The following is a 17,351-nucleotide window of genomic DNA, read 5'->3' on the forward strand; positions in this document are numbered from 1 at the left end:
AAATCGCCTGATACTCCGGCGTGATATGCGAGAACTCCCGCGGCTCAGCCGTCGCCGACGACACCAACGCCTCCATCGCCAGCTTCACCCGCGGCGCCGTACGCCCACCCGTCACCGCGTACGGACGCACCGGAGACCCGGGGTCGAAGGAGGACGGCGGCCTCTGCACGGGACCGCTGTTCCATCTGGGGTCGGTCACCTCGATCACCTGGACTGACTTGCCCGCAGCTCCGCGCGCACCGCCGGAGTCAGCACCTGACCAGCACGATCGACCATCAGCGTCATCTGGTACGCCACCAGACCCATGTCACAGTCGGGGGCGGCCAGCACCGCCATGCACGAGCCGTCGCTGATCGACATGATCAGCATCAGCCCCCGCTGCATCTCCACGATCGTCTGGTTGACCACACCGCCCTCGAACACCCGCGCCGCGCCCTGCGTCAGGCTCACCAGGCCCGAAGCGATGGCCGCGAGCTGGTCGGCCCGGTCCGGCGGGAAGCCGGAGGACGCGGCGAGCGGCAGGCCGTCCGAGGAGACGACCACCGCGTGCGCCACTCCCGGCACGGTGCTGACGAAATCGGTGATCAGCCAGTCGACACCGCGTGCCGCGTGACTGAGATCCTTCATGCGCCCTCCTCACTGCTGTCGGCGTCCCGGGGTCCCGCCGGGTACGCCTTGCCCTCGTTGATGTCCTCGCGGGCGGCCCGGAAGCCCTGCTGGAAGCTGGACAACCGGTTACGCACCCGGTCCGGCGAGACCGCCGGCATCGGCGCGACGTTCTTGGCCGGCGCCGCGCCGGCCGCCGAGCCGGGGACGAGGTTGGCCTTGGGCACCCGCTTGGGCAGACCCGACGCCGTCGCACCGTCACGCACCGGCTCCACCACGGCCTCCGCCGCGCTCCACCCCGCGTCGGCCTTGGAGGAGCCCCAGCTCGCGCCGCCGGCGAACCACGCCGACTCCACGGCCGCGAAGATCGGCAGGTAGTCGTCACCGGCGGAGGGCTGGCTGTCGACCCGGGGGATGGGGCCGGTGCTGGCCGCGTCGGTCTCCGGGAAGTCGGGCCGCGACGGTCGCGGGCGGCCGAGGGGGCGGTCGAAGGGCCGGTCGAAGGAGCGGTCGAAGGGCCGGTCGACCGGCGGGTCCGGAGCGCCCCACGGATGGGGGTCGTCGAGCGGGGGCCTGCGGGGCAGGCCGTTGCCGTCGGCGTTCCAGCCGGGGGTCTGGGGCGGCAGCCACGAGTCGTTGGTGTTGAACCCGGCGCGCGGCTCCGACGGCCAGCCGCTGGGCTCGGACGGCCAGGACGACATGGCCGGCCAGCCGTTGTGCTGGGCGGGACCGGACGGGCCGGACGGGAAGGACGGATGGCCGGGTCCCGGCTGGTAGCCGCCCGCGGTCCAGGTCGGCGTGGGAGCGGGCGACGGCGCGAGCCGCGGGCCGCTGTAGGTGTCCTCCTGCGCGGGGCCGGGCGGGTTCGCGTACGCGGGCGACGGATTGCCGAGCAGGGAGTCCGGGAGCAGCACCATGGCGGTCAGACCGCCGGAGGCGTGCGGCCGGAGCTGGACGCGGATGCCGTGGCGGTGGGCCAGGCGGGCGACCACGAACAGGCCCATGCGGCGGGAGGCCGACACGTCCACGGTGGGCGCGTCCGTCAGGCGCTCGTTGGCCTGGACCAGCTCGTCCTGGGTCATGCCGATGCCCGCGTCGGTGATGGACAGCATGACGCCGCCGCCGTCGATGCGGCTGCCCGACACCGTCACCCTGGTCTCGCGCGGCGAGAACGACAGGGCGTTCTCGACCAGCTCGGCCAGGAGGTGGATGACGTCGTTGACGGCCTGGCCGGCCACCGACACCCCGTCGGGGACCTGGAGGACCACCCGCTCGTAGTTCTCGACCTCCGAGAGCGAGGCGCGGGTCACGTCCACCAGCTTGACGGGCTGACTCCAGCGGCGCGGCGGATCCTGGCCGGCGAGGACCAGCAGGTTCTCGCTGTTGCGCCGCATACGGGTGGCAAGGTGGTCCAGCTTGAACAGGTTCGCCAGCCGGCTCTCGTCCTGCTCGCCCTGCTCCAGACCGTCGATCAACGTGATCTGCCGCTCCACCAGCGTCTGCGAGCGCCGCGACAGGTTCACGAACATCGCGTTCACGTTCGACCGCAACCGCGACTCCTCACCCGCCAGCCGCACCGCCTCCCGGTGGACCTCGTCGAAGGCCCGGGCGACCTCGCCGATCTCGTCGTCGCCGACCACACTGATCGGCTCCACGTCCGGCACGCCGGTCGTGTCCGAATCCCGCAGCCGCTGGACCGTTTCGGGCAGGCGGCGCCCGGCGATCAGCAGCGCCTCGCGCCGCAGCCGGCGCAGCGGGCCGCTGAGGGAACGTGCCATCAGTACGGTGACCAGCAGCACGAGCACCAGGAGCACGGCGATCGCGATCGCGAAGACCATCGCGCCCTGCTGCTCGGAGACCTGGACGGTACGGCTGCGCAGCATGATCGAGTCGGCGACCCGCTGCTCCACCTGCCGCATGCCGTCGATGGTCTCGGTGACGGCGGTGAACCACGCCTGGCCGTCGCTGGTGAGGTCGAGTCCGGCGTCGGTGAGCGGCTGCCCGGCGTCCTGCAGGGCCAGGGCACGGGCCTGGATCAGCTCGGCCCGGTCGACGGCCTGGCCGCTGACCGTGTCGTCGTAGGCCTGGCGCAGCGCGAGCGGCACCTGCGCGCGGAAGGCGGCCAGCTCGCTGTTGCGCTGGGCGCGGGCGGCGATGAACGCGTCCAGCTCGTCCTGGCTGAAGTGGCCGACGGCCAGCGCCGAGACCAGCAGCGCCCGCTGGCGCGACACGTACTGCTTGGCCCGCGACAGGGCGGCGAACCCGGCGACGCTGTCGGTGAGCTCCTTGTCGACGGCGCCCTGGTCGATGGTGGCGTTGAGGCCGAGGAAGTCGGAGATGGAGCGGTCGTACAGCTCGATGACGGAGGCGACGTTCAGCTTGGACTCCGTCGCGGTCCGGCGCGAGCTGGGCAGCTCGTCGAAGCGGTTCTTGACGCGCACGGCCTCGGCCCGCAGGGGGCTGTCGGAGGCGGCGAGGGCCGCGACGTCGGGGCGCAGCTCGGCGACCAGCCGGTCCACGGTGGAGTACTGGGCGGTGACCGGGTTGCGGTCGCCCTTGCGGTCCTGCGCCACGAAGGTGGCGGTGAGGTCGCGTTCCAGCTCGGTCTCGTGGGCCAGCCCGGTCAGCTTTCCGGCCAGGACGGCCGTCTGGTACACGCGCTCGTACTCGGAGGCGCTGGTGACGGAGGAGACGACGCGCAGCCCGCCGAGCGCCAGCGCAGCGACGGTCGGGATGACGATCAGGACCAGAAGCTTCGTGCGCACGCGCCAGTTGCGCACGATGCCGCCCGGCCCCCGGGCGTGCCCGGGGTGGACCGCCGGCCCGGTCCTCGTATGAGATGACGGAAAGGACGCCTCGGCGGGTAACCCGGAATCGCCGTTCGCAGGGGGCAATGTAGTTCTCACTGGCCTCCGCAACCTCTCCTTGGATGGCCTTGGTGCAAGAGATCGAATCGTGCCCGTGCTCGTCCGTGTGCCGCCCCCGGCACCCGTGGTCCGAAAACCTCTTTATGTTCAGACAGATAATTCGACTAGCGGTGTGGCCACACCGGCAAGTCGATCATCTGGCATATGTCTCCACGTCCCGACAGTAGCCACACGTCCTCGATGAACGCCAGCCATATCATCACCTATATCTGGACATACCTCCAGAAAAACAGTGTGATCGTTTTTTCGCCATATATATTGATAATTTCCAGAATCGGGGGACCATGCGCAAGGGTTGCCTGCGCTTTGGGGTGAGTCGAGTGACGATCACCCCCGTTCAAAGGAGACGCGACATGAGGCTCGCTGCGGCAGGGCGCATCGCCCTGATCGGACTGGTGGCCACCCTTGCCCTGACGAGTTGCTCCGGTACGGACACCAAACCGGGAGGTGGGAGCAACGCCAACGGGCTGGAGAAGACCGACCTGCTCATCGGGCAGTATCCGGGAGCCGACTCCGCCCCGCTGTTCATCGCGATCGAGCGCGGCTTCTTCAAGGAGCAGGGGCTCAACGTGAAGACCGAGGCCATCCAGGCCCCGCAGGCCGTGCTGCCCAAGCTGTCCAACGGCAGCATGGACGTGGTCCTCGGCAGCTACGCCACCATCCTGACGATCCAGAGCGAGGGCCTGGAGAAGTTCAAGTACATCGCCGACTCCTACCAGGGAGCCACCGGCGCCTTCGGGATCATGGTGCGGCGTGACTCCCCCATCAAGAAGGTCGCCGACCTCAAGGGCAAGAAGATCGGGGTCAACGCCCTCAAGGGCCTCGGCGTCCTGACCATGAACCCCCACCTCAAGATCGCCGGCCTTGACCCGACCCCCGGCAAGGACATCCAGTACGTCGAGGTGCCCACCACCAACTGGCTGACGGCGCTGCAGAAGGGCGACGTGGACGCGGTCTGGATGACCGACCCCTACGTCAGCGAGGCCAAGAACAAGCTGGGCGCGACCATGCTCGTCGACACCATGTCCGGCCCCACGGAGAGCCTGCCGATCACCGGCTGGGCCGCCACCGAGAAGTGGGTCGCCGCCAACCCCAAGACCATGGCCGCCTTCCAGCGCGCGATGGCCAAGGCCCAGAACATCGCCGCCACCGACCGCAGCGCCGTGACCAAGATCCTGCCCACCTTCACCAAGATCCCCGCCGCCACGGCCGCCACCATCAACCTCGGCAACTACCCGACCACGCTCAGCGCCCAGCGCATCCAGCGCGTCGCCGACCTCATGGTCGAGTACGGCTTCATCAAGAACAAGATCGACGTCGCCCCGATGATCGTCACCGCGCAGGGATGACGAGCACGGCCACCCTGGCGGGGAGGGGGCGCACCTCCCCCTCCCGCGCCCGTCTCGCGAAGTACCTCCGCCACGCCACCGGTGTGGCGGTCTTCCTCCTCGCCTGGGAGCTGGCCGGCCGCACCGGCCTGATCTCCTGGCTGCCCTCCGCCTCGACGTCGCTGGCCCGGGTGGCGCAGCTCGCCGCCGACCCCGCGTTCCTCGCCGACCTCGCCTCCACGCTCACCGCCGCGGCCGTGGGCCTGCCGCTGGCCGTGCTCGTCGCCGTGCCCGTCGGCCTGCTGCTCGGCACCGTCCCCGTGGTGGAGGAGATGACCCGCGCCATCGTCGAGTTCCTGCGGCCGATCCCGTCGGTCGCGCTGATCCCGCTCGCCCTGTTCTTCTTCCAGCCCGAGATCAACGCCAAGGTGGCGCTCATCGTCTACGCCGCGTCCTGGCCCATCCTCATCAACACCCTGTACGGCGTGCGCGACGTCGATCCCGTAGCCACCGAGACGCTGCGCTCGTTCGGCTTCGGCTCCGGCGCGGTCATCTGGCGGGTCAGCCTGCCGAGCGCGGCGCCGTTCATCTTCACCGGCGTCCGGCTGGCCGCCTCGATCACGCTCATCCTGGCCATCAGCGTCGAGTACGTCGTGGGCGGCGCCGGCGGCATCGGCGCCTTCCTCATCCAGGCGAGCACCGGCATCGGCGCCGACGCGATGGTCGACGTGATCGCGACCCTGGTGTGGGCCGGGCTGGTCGGGCTCGCCGTCAACACGCTGCTCCTGCGCGCGGAGCGGCGGCTCTTCCGGTGGCGGCACGCATGATCGCGACACTCGTCCGGCGGCTCTGGCTGGTGCCCGTGGTGCTGGCATGCTGGGAGCTGCTGGCCCGGGCCCAGGCCAGCCCGTACCTGCCCGCGCCGACCCGGATCGCCTCCTGGATGTACGAGCGGTGGTTCTCCGGGCCGTACGTCCTGACCGAGGAAGCGGTGGACAACTTCGTGCCGAGCCTCGTGCGCGTCGTCGGGTCCTGGAGCGTCGCCGTGGTCGCCGGGGTCGCGCTCGGCGTGGCGATCGGCCGGGTGGCCTGGCTGTCCGACTACGTGGACCCGCTCGTCGAGTTCGGCCGGGCCGTGCCGCCGCCCGCGATGCTGCCCGTCTTCCTGGTGCTGTTCACCATGGGCACCCAGGTGCAGGTGGCGACCATCGTGTTCGGCGTCGTCTGGCCGATCCTGCTCAACTCCATCGACGGGGCGCGCACCGTGGACCCCCTGCAGTTGGAGACCGCCACGGTCTTCGGCGTGCCGGCCCGGCTGCGGCTGTTCCGCATCATCCTGCCCTCGGCGTCCCCGAAGATCTTCGCGGGCCTGCGGCTGAGCGTGTCGCTGGCGCTCATCCTCATGGTCATCTCCGAGCTGAAGGGCAGCACCGACGGCATCGGCTACCTGCTGAGCACGGCGAGCAACAACGCCGACATGCCCGGGCTGTGGGCCGGCGTGGTGGTGCTCGGCGTCCTCGGCTTCGCCCTCAACTCCCTGTTCCTCATGGCGGAGCGCCGCGTGCTGACCTGGCACCGGGGAGCCCGCCGTACCGCGTAGGAGGCGGATGTGACGGACCTGCTGCTGAAGAACGTGCGGGTCGTGACGCATGACCGGAACGAGCCCGTCATGGCCGACATCGCCGTGACCGGCGGGCGCGTGGACCGGGTCGCGCCGGGGCTGCCCGCGGAGGGCGTCCCGGAGGTGATCGAGGGGGCGGGACGGCTCGCGTTCCCCGGCGTGGTGGACGCCCACCAGCACTGGGGGATCTACAACCCGCTGGCCGAGGACGCCGGCTCCGAGAGCCGCGCCTCCGCGCAGGGCGGCGTCACGACCGCGCTCACCTACATGCGCACCGGCATGTACTACCTCAACCGGGGCGGCTCGTACGCCGACTTCTTCCCCGAGGTGCTGGCGCTGGCCGAGGACCGGGCCTACGTGGACTACGGCTTCCACCTGGCGCCGATGTCCAGCGGCCACATCGGCGAGCTTCCCGACCTGGTCGAGCGGTTCGGCGTGCCGTCGTTCAAGATCTTCATGTTCTACGGCGGGCACGGGCTGCACGGCCGCTCGGCCGACCAGAGCGCCTTCCTCATGCTGCCCGAGGGCGAGCGCTACGACTACGCCCACTTCGAGTTCGTCATGCGCGGCGTGCAGGCGGCCCGGGAGCGCTTCCCCGAGCTGGCCAGTGAGATCTCGCTGTCGCTGCACTGCGAGACCGCCGAGATCATGACGGCGTACACGCGGCTGGTGGAGGAGGCCGGCGACCTGAGCGGTCTGGCCGCCTACAGCGCCTCGCGCCCGCCCCACTCCGAGGGCCTGGCCGTGTTCATCGCCTCCTACCTGGCCCACGAGACCGGGCTCGGCAACGTCAACCTGCTCCACCTGTCCTCACGCAAGGCCGTCGACGCGGCCGTGCGGATGCAGCGCACGTTCCCGCACATCGACTTCCGCCGCGAGGTGACGATCGGGCACCTGCTGGCCGACATCGAGACGGCCAGCGGCATCGGCGCCAAGGTCAACCCGCCGATCAGGCCCCGCGAGGACGTCGAGGCGCTGTGGGAGTACGTGCTCGACGGCACGGTCGACTGGGTCGTCAGCGACCACGCCTGCTGCCGGGAGGAGCTGAAGTTCGGCGCCCCGGCCGAGGACGTGTTCCTGGCCAAGGCCGGCTTCGGCGGCGCCGAGTACCTGCTGCCCGGCCTCATCACCGAGGGCCGCCGCCGGGGCCTGTCGTGGGGGCGCATCGCCGCGCTCACCTCGTGGAACCCGGCCCGCAGGTACGGCCTGCGCACCAAGGGCACCATCGCGCCGGGCTTCGACGCCGACATCTGCCTGGTGGACCCGGACGCCACCTGGACCGTGCGGGCGGCGGACTCGGACTCGGCCCAGGAGTACACGCCGTTCGAGGGGTTCGAGCTGAACGCCAAGGTCACCGACACGTTCGTGCGGGGCCACCACGTGCTCGACACCGGCAAGATCGTCGGCCGGCCCGTCGGCCGCTACCTGCGCCGGCCGGTGGCCTGAGCCAGGGGGTCCGGGAATGACCATCTCCATGTCCAACCATCCCTGACTTCGGTACAGTCGGCCTGTTATCCCTCATCTCCGGATTCGCCTGTCCTAGGACGTCCCTTGCTCGAGATAGACAACCTCACGCACGTTTACGGTCCCGGCAGCGCCAACGAGCACCGTGCGATCGACGGGCTCAAGCTCAGCGTCGCCGAGGGCGAGCTCCTGTGCATCGTGGGCCCCTCCGGATGCGGCAAGTCCACGCTGCTCCGCTCGATCGCCGGACTGATCACCCCCACGGGCGGCGAGATCCGGGTCGACGGCAAGCTGGTGCGCCAGACGCCCGACAACCTGGCCGTGGTCTTCCAGGACTACAGCCGGTCCCTGTTCCCCTGGATGTCGGTGGCCGACAACGTCGCGCTGCCGCTGCGCCGCAGGGACATGGACAAGCGGGCCCGGCGCGAGGCGGCCCAGGAGGCGCTGGAGTCGGTGGGCCTGCTCGGCGCCGCCGAGAAGTACCCCTTCCAGCTCTCCGGCGGCATGCAGCAGCGGGTCGCGATCGCCCGCGCCCTGGCCTACCGGCCCAGCCTCATGCTCATGGACGAGCCGTTCGGCTCGGTGGACGCCCAGACCCGCGAGGATCTGGAGGACCTGGTCCTCAAGGTGCGCGGCCACCACCGCATGACGATCGTGCTCATCACCCACGACATCGACGAGAGCGTCTACGTCGGCGACCGCGTCGTGGTGCTGTCCAAGGCGCCCGCGCACGTGGTGGGCGACCTGCGGGTGGACCTGCCGGGACCGCGCGACCAGATCACCACCCGGGAGCACCCCGACTTCGTGCGCCTGCGGGGCGAGGTCGGCCGCCTGGTGCGCGGGGTGGACGTCGCCGCCCCCGCCTGATCCCCACGCCCTCACGACAACGAGACGCCGCCGGACCTCGGGGTCCGGCGGCGTTCGTCGTACGGGCGGGTCCTCCGCGCCGGATGTCAGGCGGGCAGGTGGCTGTGCCGCGTCAGCGCGTGCTCCACCAGCGTGATCAGCGTGCTCTTCACCGACTCGCGGACCCGGGCGTCCAGCCGGACGACCGGGATGTGCGAGCCCAGCGACAGCGCCTCGCGGATCTCGTCGTCGTGGTGGTTGAAGTGCCCGTCCCAGCCGTTGATGCCGATGACGAACGGCAGCTTCGCCTCCTCGAAGTAATCGATCGCGGGGAAGCTGTCGGCCAGGCGTCGCGTGTCCGCGAGCACCACGGCCCCGATCGCGCCGCGCACCAGGTCGTCCCACATGAACCAGAACCGGTGCTGTCCGGGCGTGCCGAACAGGTAGAGGATCAGGTCCCGGTCCAGCGAGACGCGGCCGAAGTCCATGGCGACGGTCGTGGTGGTCTTGTTCGGGGTGAGCGAGACGTCGTCGACCCCGGCCGACGCGTCCGTCATCACCGCCTCCGTGGTGAGCGGGAGGATCTCCGAGACCGCACCCACGAACGTCGTCTTGCCCACGCCGAACCCGCCGGCCACGACGATCTTCGTCGAGGTCAGCCCGGCGCTAGAGCCTGCGAAGTCCACTGAGCACCCTTTCGAGCAAGTTGAGGTCCGGCTTTCCCGCGTCCAGCGCAGGCTGGTGCACGCGGATCAGGCCTTCGGACGCCATGTCGGCGATCAGCACCCGGACCACGCCCAAAGGCTGGCGTAAGAGGGCCGAGATCTCAGCAACCGACCTGACGTTCCGGGTCAGTTGAATGATCGCCTGATACTCCGGACTCAGCAGAGATATGTCTTGGTATTCCGACGTCACGGAGGACACCAGCGCCTCCATGGCGAACTTCATCCGCGGCGCCGTGCGCCCCCCTGTCACGGCATAGGGCCGTACCAGGGAGCTCGACTTCTGCGGACGTGGAGCCGCCGGATGCGGCGGAGTGCTATCACCAGCCCAACCCTGACCTGACACCATCTTCTCCTGTCACCGCCCGCTAACGGGGGCGGGCCGCCTGCAGCTCGGCGCGTACGGCAGGCGTGAGCACCTGACCCGCGCGCTCGACGAGCAGCGTCATCTGGTAGGCCACCAGGCCCATGTCACAATCGGGCGCGGCCAGCACAGCCAAACAGGAGCCGTCGCTGATCGACATGATCATCAACAGGCCGCGCTGCATCTCGATGACGGTCTGGCTGACCATGCCGCCCTCGAAGACACGGGCCGCGCCCTGCGTCAGGCTGATGACACCCGAGGCGACCGCGGCGAGCTGGTCCGCCCGGTCCTTCGGGAAACCCTCGGAGAACGCCAGTGGCAGACCGTCCGACGAGACCACGACGGTGTGCGCGACACCCGGCACGTTGTTGACGAAGTCAGTGATCAGCCAACTGATGCCACGCGCTCCCTGGCTCAGTTCTCTCATTTCTCCTCCTCCTCGTTCCCTTCTCCGCGGGTGAACGCACGCCCTTGCCGTACGCCCTGTTGGAAGCTGGAGAGCCGGCTCCGCAACCTGTCGGGAGAGATCTGTGGCGCGGGTGACTGCGCCTGGGGCTCGGCCAGGCTCGCCGTACCGGGCACCAGGTTGGCCTTCGGCACGCGGCGGGGCAGGCCCGAGGACGTCGTGCCGCCCTGCGCGGGCTGGGCCGCGGCCTGGGCGGCCTGGAAGCCGCTGTCGGCCGGCGACGACCACGCGGCGCCCGCGCCCGACTCGCCGGGACGGCGGCGCGGCAGGCCGGAGGGGCTCAGGCTCTCCGGCTGGGCCTCCGGCGCGCCCCGCTTGGGCAGCGGCGGGGCCGGCGGCGGGCCGTCGAGGCGCACCGCGGGCTGCACGGCCGTCTCCGACTCCTCGATCTCCGGCTCACGCGGGCGGAGCACCTCGGGGTCGGGCTTGCGGAACCAGTCGGAGCCCACCGACGAGAAGATGGGCAGGAACTCCTCGCTCGGCGGCTCCATCGCCGAGCCGCGGACCACCGGCAGCGGGCCGGTCATGTCCTGCGAGGAGTACTCGCCGGGGCCGAACGGGTCGAAGCCCTGCTGCCCGTTGGGCGCGAAGGAGTCGGCCGGCTTGACCGTATCGGCGAAGGACGGCCAGCGGTACTCGTCGCCGAACGCCGAGCCGCCGTCGTCACCGAAGGACGACCGGGACGGGTCGTCGCCGAAGGACGACCTGGACGGCTCGTCACCGAAGGGCGACCTGGACGGGTCGTCACCGAACGACGGCCTCGGCGGCTCCTCGCCGAACGGCGAGCGGGACGGGTCGTCGCCGTACGGGCGGGCCGGCTCGGAGGGGGTGAACAGCGAGGCGGCCGGCTGCTCGCCGAACGACGGCCAGCGCGTCTCCGGCTCCTCGCGCATCGGAGGCGGCTCGGTGGCGAAGGACGGCCAGCGCGGCTCGTCCTGCGGCGCGCCCGGCGGGGGCGGCTCGGTGGCGAACGACGGCCAGTTGGGCACGTCCTGCGCGGGCGCCGGGTCGGCGAAGGACCCCCAGCGCTCCTCCTGCGCGGGCGCCGGGTCGGCGAACGAACCCCAGCGGTCCTCCTGCGCGGCGGCCGGCTGCTCGTCGCCGAAGCCCGGCCAGCGGGGCTCGTCCTGCCGCGCCGGCGACGGCGGCTCCTCGGCGAACGAGGGCCAGTTGCCGGTGCCGGGGGCGGGCAGCGAGCCGGGCCACTCGGTGTCGACCGGCGCGTCGGAGCGGGGGTCGGCCAGGGCCGCCGGCGAGGCGTAGGCGCCGCTGCCGTTGGAGGCCGCGCCCTCGAAGGAGGGCTCGCCGAACATGCTCGGGTCGAAGTCGGTGAACGCCTCGTACTGGCCGCGCTGCTGCGGCACGCCGCCCGGGCCCTGGGCGCCGACGATGAGCGTGTTGGGCAGCATGACCAGGGCGCTCAGGCCACCGGTCTCGCGCATGCGGAGCTGGACGCCGACGCCGTGGCGCAGGGCCAGGCGGCCGACCACGAACAGGCCCATGCGGCGGGAGACGGCGACGTCCACCACCGGCGGGTTGGCCAGGCGCCAGTTGGCCTCGGCCAGTTCCTCGGCCGACATGCCGATGCCCAGGTCGTTGATCGTCACGAGCACGCCGCCGTCGGCGGGCGAGCTGGTGACCTGCACCTTGCTCTCGCGCGGGGAGAAGGAGATGGCGTTCTCGATCAGCTCGGCGAGCAGGTGGACGGCGTCGGTGACGGCCGGTCCGGCGATCTGCACGCCCGAGGGGATCTGGATCTGGACCCGTTCGTAGTTCTCGACCTCGGACAGCGAGGCGCGGGCGACGTCGACCAGGGGCACCGGCTCGCTCCACTTGCGGGCGGCCTCCTGGCCGGCGAGGACCAGGAGGTTCTCGCTGTTGCGCCGCATGCGGGTGGCCAGGTGGTCGAGCCGGAACAGGTTGGCGAGCCGGTTCTCGTCCTCCTCGCCCTGCTCCAGGCCCTCGATGAGCTGGAGCTGCCGCTCGACCAGCGTCTGGCTGCGGCGGGAGAGGTTGACGAACATGGCGTTGACGTTGGCGCGCAGCTTGGCCTCGTCGCCGGCCAGCCGGATCGCCTCGCGGTGGACCTCGTCGAAGGCCCGGGCCACTTCCCCGATCTCGTCGCGGGTGTTGACGCCGATCGAGGGCACCTCGGGCAGCGCGGCGCCCTCGCCCGACTCGCGCAGCACGCGGACGGTCTCGGGCAGCCGGGTGGTGGCCACCTGGAGCGCCTCGGCGCGCAGGCGACGCAGCGGGCGCACCAGCGAACCGGCCACGCGGGTGGTGAAGACCAGGACGAGGAGCAGCAGCACGAGGATCATCGCGCCGGAGATGATGGCGCTGCGCTGCTCGGAGTCGCTCAGCTTCCGGGTCTCGATCACGATCCGGGTCGCCAGGCCGTCCTCGATCTTGCGCAGGGCGCTGACCTGGAGCGAGGTGCTCTCGTACCAGAGGTTGAGCTCGCGGCGCGGGGTGGCGGTGACGTCGAGGTCGCGGATGAGCTTGTACTCGCGCAGCTGGGCCAGGGCGCGCTGGCGCATGGCGTCGGCGCGGTCGATCTGCAGGCCGCGCATGTTCTTGCGGTACGCCTTGAGGTCGGCCTCGCGGGCCTCTTCCTCGAAGGTGGCCAGCTCCTGCTGCTGGCGGTTCCAGGAGCCGAGGAAGTCGGACAGGTCGTCGTAGTCGAGCTTGCGTTCCACGAGGGCGACGGTGAGGATGCCCTGCTGGCGGGCGACCTCTTCCTTCGCCCGCTGGAGGGCGCCGAGGGCGACGACGTCCTCGCCGATGAGGTCGTCGTTGGTGCCGCCGGCCAGCTCGTCCTGGAGCTTGCTCATGACCTCGATCATGGAGCTGAAGGTGCGCAGGGCGGCTCGGGGCGGGGCGCTGCCGCTCTGGGCGATCGACTGGCGCAGGCCGTCGAGGCCGGTGAGCCAGCGGCGGATCTCCTCCGCCTCCTCCAGGGTGCGCGGCGAGTGGCTGGCGTCGAGCGCCGACACGGCCGACAGGACGCGCTTGCGCACCGTGTTGACCGCGTCGCGCTGGGTGTTGAGCTGGGCCCGCCGGGCGGAGCGGCGGCCCTCGGCGATGTACCACGCCGTGAGCGTCCGCTCCTTGCCGAGTTCGTCGGACATCGCGCCGACGGACTGCACCAGCTCGGCGATCTGGGTGAGCCGGCGGTACTCGGCGCTGGTGGCGATCGAGTTGGCCAGCTGGACGCCGGCGAGGAGCACGCCGACGACGGTCGGGATGAGGATCAGCGCGACCAGCCTGGTGCGCACGCGCCAGTTCCCCAGCCGGAACCGGCCGCCTGTGTACTCCTCCGGCCTGGTGTGCCTGGGGTTATCGGTCCTCACTGACTCTCGCAACCTCTCGCCGTACGTGCTCGAAAAATCTGACACGCTTGGGGCGCATGGGATTTGTGCGGGCTGGGTAATTGGAACACAACCCGTACCAGATCAGCCAACCGGACATATCCCACCAAATGCGACCAGACGTGCCGTTTGGGTCGCATATCACCGCGCGTCTTCTTGGGCGTCTCTTCAGGCGGGCCGGAACGAGTCCCGCTCCACCGGCGCCGCGTGCTTGACCATCAGGTGACGGGTCACCGCGTACTCCTGCACCGCCTCCTGGCTCATGTCCTTGCCGAACCCGCTGCCCTTGACCCCGCCGTGCGGAGCCTCGCTGGCGATGGGCAGGTGGTCGTTCACCCACGTCACACCCACGTCGAGACGATGCGAGACCCGCATCGCCCGGGCGACGTCGCGCGACCACACCGAGGAGGCCAGGCCGTAGCGCGTGTCGTTGGCGAGCCGGACCGCCTCGTCCTCGCCGTCGAAGGGCAGGACCACGAGGACAGGACCGAAAAGTTCCCCTTGCACGATATCGCTGTTCTGATCCACCCCGGTCACCAACGTGGGCGGGTAGTAGAACCCGGGACCCTCGGCCGGCACGCCGCCCTGCAGCACCTTCCCGGCCGCACGCTGCACGAACCCGTGTACGCGATCACGGTGCGCGGCCGAGATGAGCGGCCCGATGTCGGTGGCCGGGTCCCAGGGGTCTCCGGTCACGATTTCGGCAAGAGTCGCCCGGATCGCCTCGACCGCCTCGTCGTGGACCCGCCGGTCGACGTACACGCGGGTGGCCGCAGTGCAGTCCTGCCCCGAGTTGTACGTCGCGCCCATCGCCACGCCGGCGGCCATGGCGCCGAGGTCGGCGTCGTCGAAGACCAGCGCGGGCGCCTTGCCGCCGAGCTCCAGGTGGACCCGCTTCAGCGTCCGGGCCGCGCCGGTCATGACGGCCCGGCCGGTCTCGGTGGAGCCCGTGACGCTCACCATGTCCACGCCCGGGTCGGTGACCAGCGCCTCGCCCACCTCGGCGTCGCCCGTGACGACCTGCAGCAGGCCGCGGGGCGCGCCCGCCTCGGCGAACAGCTCCGCCAGGCGCAGCGTGGTGCGCGGCGTCTGCGGGGCCGGCTTGATCACCACGGCGTTGCCCGCGGCGATGGCCGGCCCCAGCTTCCAGATCGCCATGACCAGCGGGAAGTTCCACGGGGCGATCGAGCCGACCACCCCGACGGGCCGGCGCACCATGATCGAGGTGTAGCCGCGGCTGAACACCCCGGCGCCCGTGCCCTCCAGCGAGCGCGCCGCGCCCGCGAAGAAGCGCAGGTTGTCGACGGCGAACGGCAGCTCGCCGTCGCGCACGACGGCGGCCGGCTTGCCGGTGTCCTCCACCTCCAGCCGGGTCAGCTCGTCACTGTCGGCCTCGACCAGGTCGGCGACGCGCAGCAGCAGCCGCGCGCGCTCGCCCGGGGTCGCCTCCGCCCACTCGGCGAAGGCGGCGCGGGCGGTGGCGACGGCCGCCGCCACGTTCTCGACGGGGGTGTCCGGGACGCGGTCCGTCAGGTCGCCGGTCGCCGGGTTGATCAGTTCACGCATGGTTCTCGCTCCTGGCCGGCTCTCGCCGGCCCGCTCGTCGTTGCCGGCCCGGCTATTCCTGGCCGAGCCGCTCGATGAGGTCGGCCGCCTTGCGCAGGCCGTCGCGGCCGCGGATCTCCTCGCCCGCCGCCGCCAGCCGGGCGCGCAGCCCGGTGTCGCCGAGCAGGCGCTCGACGGCGCCCGTCAGCTCCTCGTCCGTGAAGGCGTAGGTGGACAGCCGGACGCCGTAGCCCAGCTCGTGGACGCGCTGGGCGTTGTCGTACTGGTCCCAGAACAGCGGCAGGAGGATCATCGGCTTGCCGAAGTGCGCGGCCTCGGTGGTGGTGTTGTTGCCGCCGTGGGTGATGACCAGGTCGCAGAGCGGGATGATCTTCGTCTGCGGGAGGAACTCGGCGCCCCACATGTTGTCGGCGAGCTTGATCTCCTCGTGCAGGGGGCCCTTGGAGACGATGTACTGGTGCGGGGTGGTGGCCAGCACGTCGATCACCCGCTGCATCAGCTCCACGTCGGAGGAGCCGAGCGAGCCGAGCGAGAAGTAGACCAGCGCGCCCTCGCCCCGCTGGAAGGGCAGCTCGAACGGCTCGTCGGTCTCGCGGACGGACGAGTCGAGCCGGTGCCACGTGGGGCCGAGCGGGCGCTCGGCGGTGTAGTCGAGGATCTCCGGGTAGACGTAGAGGTTCAGGTCGCCCTGGTGGATGAAGTCGAGGTCGGGCAGCGGCTCGGTGCCCTGCTCGACGCACCACTCGTTGAAGGCGGTCCACAGCTCGCGGTGGGTGCGGTCGTACTCGGCGCGGAAGGCGTCCCACTCGCCGCGGTCGTCGGCGGGCAGGCCGGAGAAGACCGGCGCGACGTTCTCGCCGCGGACCTCCAGCGGGTTGCAGGAGACGATCCGGACGAACTTGCGGCCCGCGGTGAGCAGGGCCGGGAACGTGATGACGTTGTCCTCGACGATGACGTCCGGCTGGACCCGCTCGATGATCGCCTTGAGCTGCGGCTCGCAGTACTTCACGCCGTCGATGAGCGAGTCCCAGATCGGCTTGGTGACCGTCTCGAGCTGCTCCAGCGTGCTCTTGCGGTACTCGGGCGCGGTCTCGCGGATGAAGTCCTTCCAGAACTGTCCCGGATCCTGCTCCTCCTCGGCCGGCGGCGCGAGGTCGACCAGGTCCTCCTCGAAGCCGAGGGCCTCCAGCTTGCCCTTCCAGGACGCCTCGGCGGCGAAGACGACGCGGTGGCCGCGACGACGGAGGATGTCGCCGATGCCGATGGAGTTGTTGGTCGGCCCGTAGGCGCTTTCTGGCATGAACAGGATCGTGAGAGACATCACGCTACTCCGGAGGGGGCGAACTAGTTGAACGTGAATTCAAATACTCATCTAGCGTAAAGGTCAACTTCAAGGCACTATGGTCACGGCTTCCTGAACGGGGGCCGAACAGCTCGGGGGAACGAGGTGGTGAGCATGGCCCAGCGCAAGAGCCGCACCGACCGGCGCATCGACCTGATCGAGGCGGCGCGCCGCGCCATCATCCGCCACGGCATCGACGGCGTCCAGCTCTCCCATGTCGCCGAGGAGGCGGGCCTGACCTCGGGCGCGGTGCTCTACCACTATCCCGACCTCAGCGAGCTGCTCGTCGAGGCCCAGCACGCCGGCATGGAGCGCTTCTACGAGCAGCGGCTGCGCCAGCTCGCCACCGTGACCGACCCGGTCAGCAAGCTCGTCATGACGATCCGCTCCGGGCTGCCCACCGGGCCGCTCGACCCCGACGTGCGGCTGCTCAACGAGCTCGGCGGCGCCGCCGGGCGCAACCGCGTCTACGGGGTGCTGCTCACCTCGCTGTACGACCGCCAGGTGTCGATGTACCAGTCGATCCTCGACACGGGCGCGGCGCTCGGCGTGTTCCGGCTGAGCGGCGACTCGCAGTCGCTGGCCCGCAACCTGGTGGCGCTGGAGGACGCCTACGGTTACCGCATCACGGCCCGGCACCCGGTGATCGGGCCCGAGGAGGCGGCCGAGCTGATCCTGTCCTACGCGCGCACGGCGACGGGCAACGACCTCGTCGCCTGAGCCGCGCG

Annotated in this window: 14 protein-coding genes and 1 pseudogene; 6 read left to right on the forward strand and 9 right to left on the reverse strand. The window is 70.8% G+C overall.

Annotated elements, in window-relative coordinates; all coding sequences use genetic code 11:
- The 3 genes from HTZ77_RS42910 to HTZ77_RS42920 form a co-directional block, all read right to left on the reverse strand.
- Positions 1-199: DUF742 domain-containing protein (locus tag HTZ77_RS42910; RefSeq protein WP_175595551.1), on the reverse strand; the 199-nt coding region annotated here is incomplete at its 3' end.
- Positions 200-204: 5 nt separating this feature from the next.
- A complete protein-coding gene (locus tag HTZ77_RS42915; RefSeq protein ID WP_175595552.1) occupies positions 205-627 on the reverse strand; it encodes a roadblock/LC7 domain-containing protein in 423 nt (140 codons plus the stop codon).
- Complete coding sequence (locus HTZ77_RS42920; RefSeq protein ID WP_175595553.1) at positions 624-3,371, reverse strand: sensor histidine kinase; 2,748 nt, start codon at positions 3,369-3,371, stop codon at positions 624-626. The genes HTZ77_RS42915 and HTZ77_RS42920 overlap by 4 nt, the downstream gene beginning before the upstream one ends.
- A gap of 515 nt (positions 3,372-3,886) precedes the next feature.
- On the opposite strand from HTZ77_RS42920, the gene HTZ77_RS42925 reads away from it, so the two are divergent.
- The 5 genes from HTZ77_RS42925 to HTZ77_RS42945 all read left to right on the forward strand — a co-directional run bounded on the left by HTZ77_RS42925 (position 3,887) and on the right by HTZ77_RS42945 (position 8,813).
- A complete protein-coding gene (locus HTZ77_RS42925; RefSeq protein WP_175595554.1) occupies positions 3,887-4,882 on the forward strand; it encodes an ABC transporter substrate-binding protein in 996 nt (331 codons plus the stop codon).
- Positions 4,879-5,688, forward strand: coding sequence for an ABC transporter permease (locus tag HTZ77_RS42930; protein ID WP_175595555.1), 810 nt, complete (start codon positions 4,879-4,881; stop codon positions 5,686-5,688). The genes HTZ77_RS42925 and HTZ77_RS42930 overlap by 4 nt, the downstream gene beginning before the upstream one ends.
- On the forward strand, positions 5,685-6,461 hold the full coding sequence (locus HTZ77_RS42935; RefSeq protein ID WP_175595556.1) for an ABC transporter permease: 777 nt from the start codon (positions 5,685-5,687) through the stop codon (positions 6,459-6,461). The genes HTZ77_RS42930 and HTZ77_RS42935 overlap by 4 nt, the downstream gene beginning before the upstream one ends.
- Before the next feature lie 9 nt (positions 6,462-6,470).
- The gene (locus HTZ77_RS42940; protein ID WP_328809102.1) at positions 6,471-7,928 is read left to right on the forward strand and encodes a dihydroorotase; all 1,458 of its coding nucleotides are present in this window, start codon (positions 6,471-6,473) and stop codon (positions 7,926-7,928) included.
- Between the two features lie 105 nt (positions 7,929-8,033).
- The gene (locus HTZ77_RS42945; RefSeq protein WP_175595557.1) at positions 8,034-8,813 is read left to right on the forward strand and encodes an ABC transporter ATP-binding protein; all 780 of its coding nucleotides are present in this window, start codon (positions 8,034-8,036) and stop codon (positions 8,811-8,813) included.
- A gap of 86 nt (positions 8,814-8,899) precedes the next feature.
- Here the strand turns inward: HTZ77_RS42945 and HTZ77_RS42950 are convergent, their stop codons facing one another.
- The 6 genes and pseudogenes from HTZ77_RS42950 to HTZ77_RS42975 all read right to left on the reverse strand — a co-directional run bounded on the left by HTZ77_RS42950 (position 8,900) and on the right by HTZ77_RS42975 (position 16,581).
- A complete protein-coding gene (locus tag HTZ77_RS42950) occupies positions 8,900-9,451 on the reverse strand; it encodes a GTP-binding protein (RefSeq protein WP_175595603.1) in 552 nt (183 codons plus the stop codon).
- A gap of 7 nt (positions 9,452-9,458) precedes the next feature.
- Positions 9,459-9,863: a DUF742 domain-containing protein gene (locus tag HTZ77_RS42955; RefSeq protein WP_235996047.1), complete on the reverse strand. Its 405-nt coding sequence runs from the start codon at positions 9,861-9,863 to the stop codon at positions 9,459-9,461.
- Positions 9,864-9,882: 19 nt separating this feature from the next.
- A complete protein-coding gene (locus tag HTZ77_RS42960) occupies positions 9,883-10,305 on the reverse strand; it encodes a roadblock/LC7 domain-containing protein (protein ID WP_175595558.1) in 423 nt (140 codons plus the stop codon).
- Positions 10,302-13,622, reverse strand: a complete 3,321-nt coding sequence (locus HTZ77_RS42965; RefSeq protein WP_175595559.1) for a sensor histidine kinase — start codon at positions 13,620-13,622, stop codon at positions 10,302-10,304. The genes HTZ77_RS42960 and HTZ77_RS42965 overlap by 4 nt, the downstream gene beginning before the upstream one ends.
- Positions 13,623-13,883: 261 nt before the next feature.
- A pseudogene (locus HTZ77_RS42970) lies at positions 13,884-15,290 on the reverse strand (aminobutyraldehyde dehydrogenase); the annotation flags it as partial.
- Between the two features lie 43 nt (positions 15,291-15,333).
- Positions 15,334-16,581 (reverse strand): glycosyltransferase, encoded by a 1,248-nt coding sequence (locus tag HTZ77_RS42975; RefSeq protein WP_235996049.1) that lies wholly within the window; start codon positions 16,579-16,581, stop codon positions 15,334-15,336.
- A gap of 156 nt (positions 16,582-16,737) precedes the next feature.
- On the opposite strand from HTZ77_RS42975, the gene HTZ77_RS42980 reads away from it, so the two are divergent.
- Positions 16,738-17,343 (forward strand): TetR/AcrR family transcriptional regulator, encoded by a 606-nt coding sequence (locus tag HTZ77_RS42980; RefSeq protein WP_175595562.1) that lies wholly within the window; start codon positions 16,738-16,740, stop codon positions 17,341-17,343.
- Positions 17,344-17,351: the final 8 nt, after the last annotated feature.

The sequence above is a fragment of the Nonomuraea montanisoli genome (genome assembly GCF_013363975.1).
In the GTDB taxonomy this organism is placed as follows: domain Bacteria; phylum Actinomycetota; class Actinomycetes; order Streptosporangiales; family Streptosporangiaceae; genus Nonomuraea; species Nonomuraea montanisoli.

What these genes read in the sequence shown, in the direction of transcription:
- HTZ77_RS42975 (WP_235996049.1), bottom strand. Translation starts at nt 16,581, where the DNA reads ATGCCAGAAAGCGCCTACGGGCCGACCAACAACTCCATCGGCATCGGC.
- HTZ77_RS42925 (WP_175595554.1), top strand. Translation starts at nt 3,887, where the DNA reads ATGAGGCTCGCTGCGGCAGGGCGCATCGCCCTGATCGGACTGGTGGCC.
- HTZ77_RS42955 (WP_235996047.1), bottom strand. Translation starts at nt 9,863, where the DNA reads ATGGTGTCAGGTCAGGGTTGGGCTGGTGATAGCACTCCGCCGCATCCG.
- HTZ77_RS42980 (WP_175595562.1), top strand. Translation starts at nt 16,738, where the DNA reads ATGGCCCAGCGCAAGAGCCGCACCGACCGGCGCATCGACCTGATCGAG.
- HTZ77_RS42960 (WP_175595558.1), bottom strand. Translation starts at nt 10,305, where the DNA reads ATGAGAGAACTGAGCCAGGGAGCGCGTGGCATCAGTTGGCTGATCACT.
- HTZ77_RS42930 (WP_175595555.1), top strand. Translation starts at nt 4,879, where the DNA reads ATGACGAGCACGGCCACCCTGGCGGGGAGGGGGCGCACCTCCCCCTCC.
- HTZ77_RS42915 (WP_175595552.1), bottom strand. Translation starts at nt 627, where the DNA reads ATGAAGGATCTCAGTCACGCGGCACGCGGTGTCGACTGGCTGATCACC.
- HTZ77_RS42935 (WP_175595556.1), top strand. Translation starts at nt 5,685, where the DNA reads ATGATCGCGACACTCGTCCGGCGGCTCTGGCTGGTGCCCGTGGTGCTG.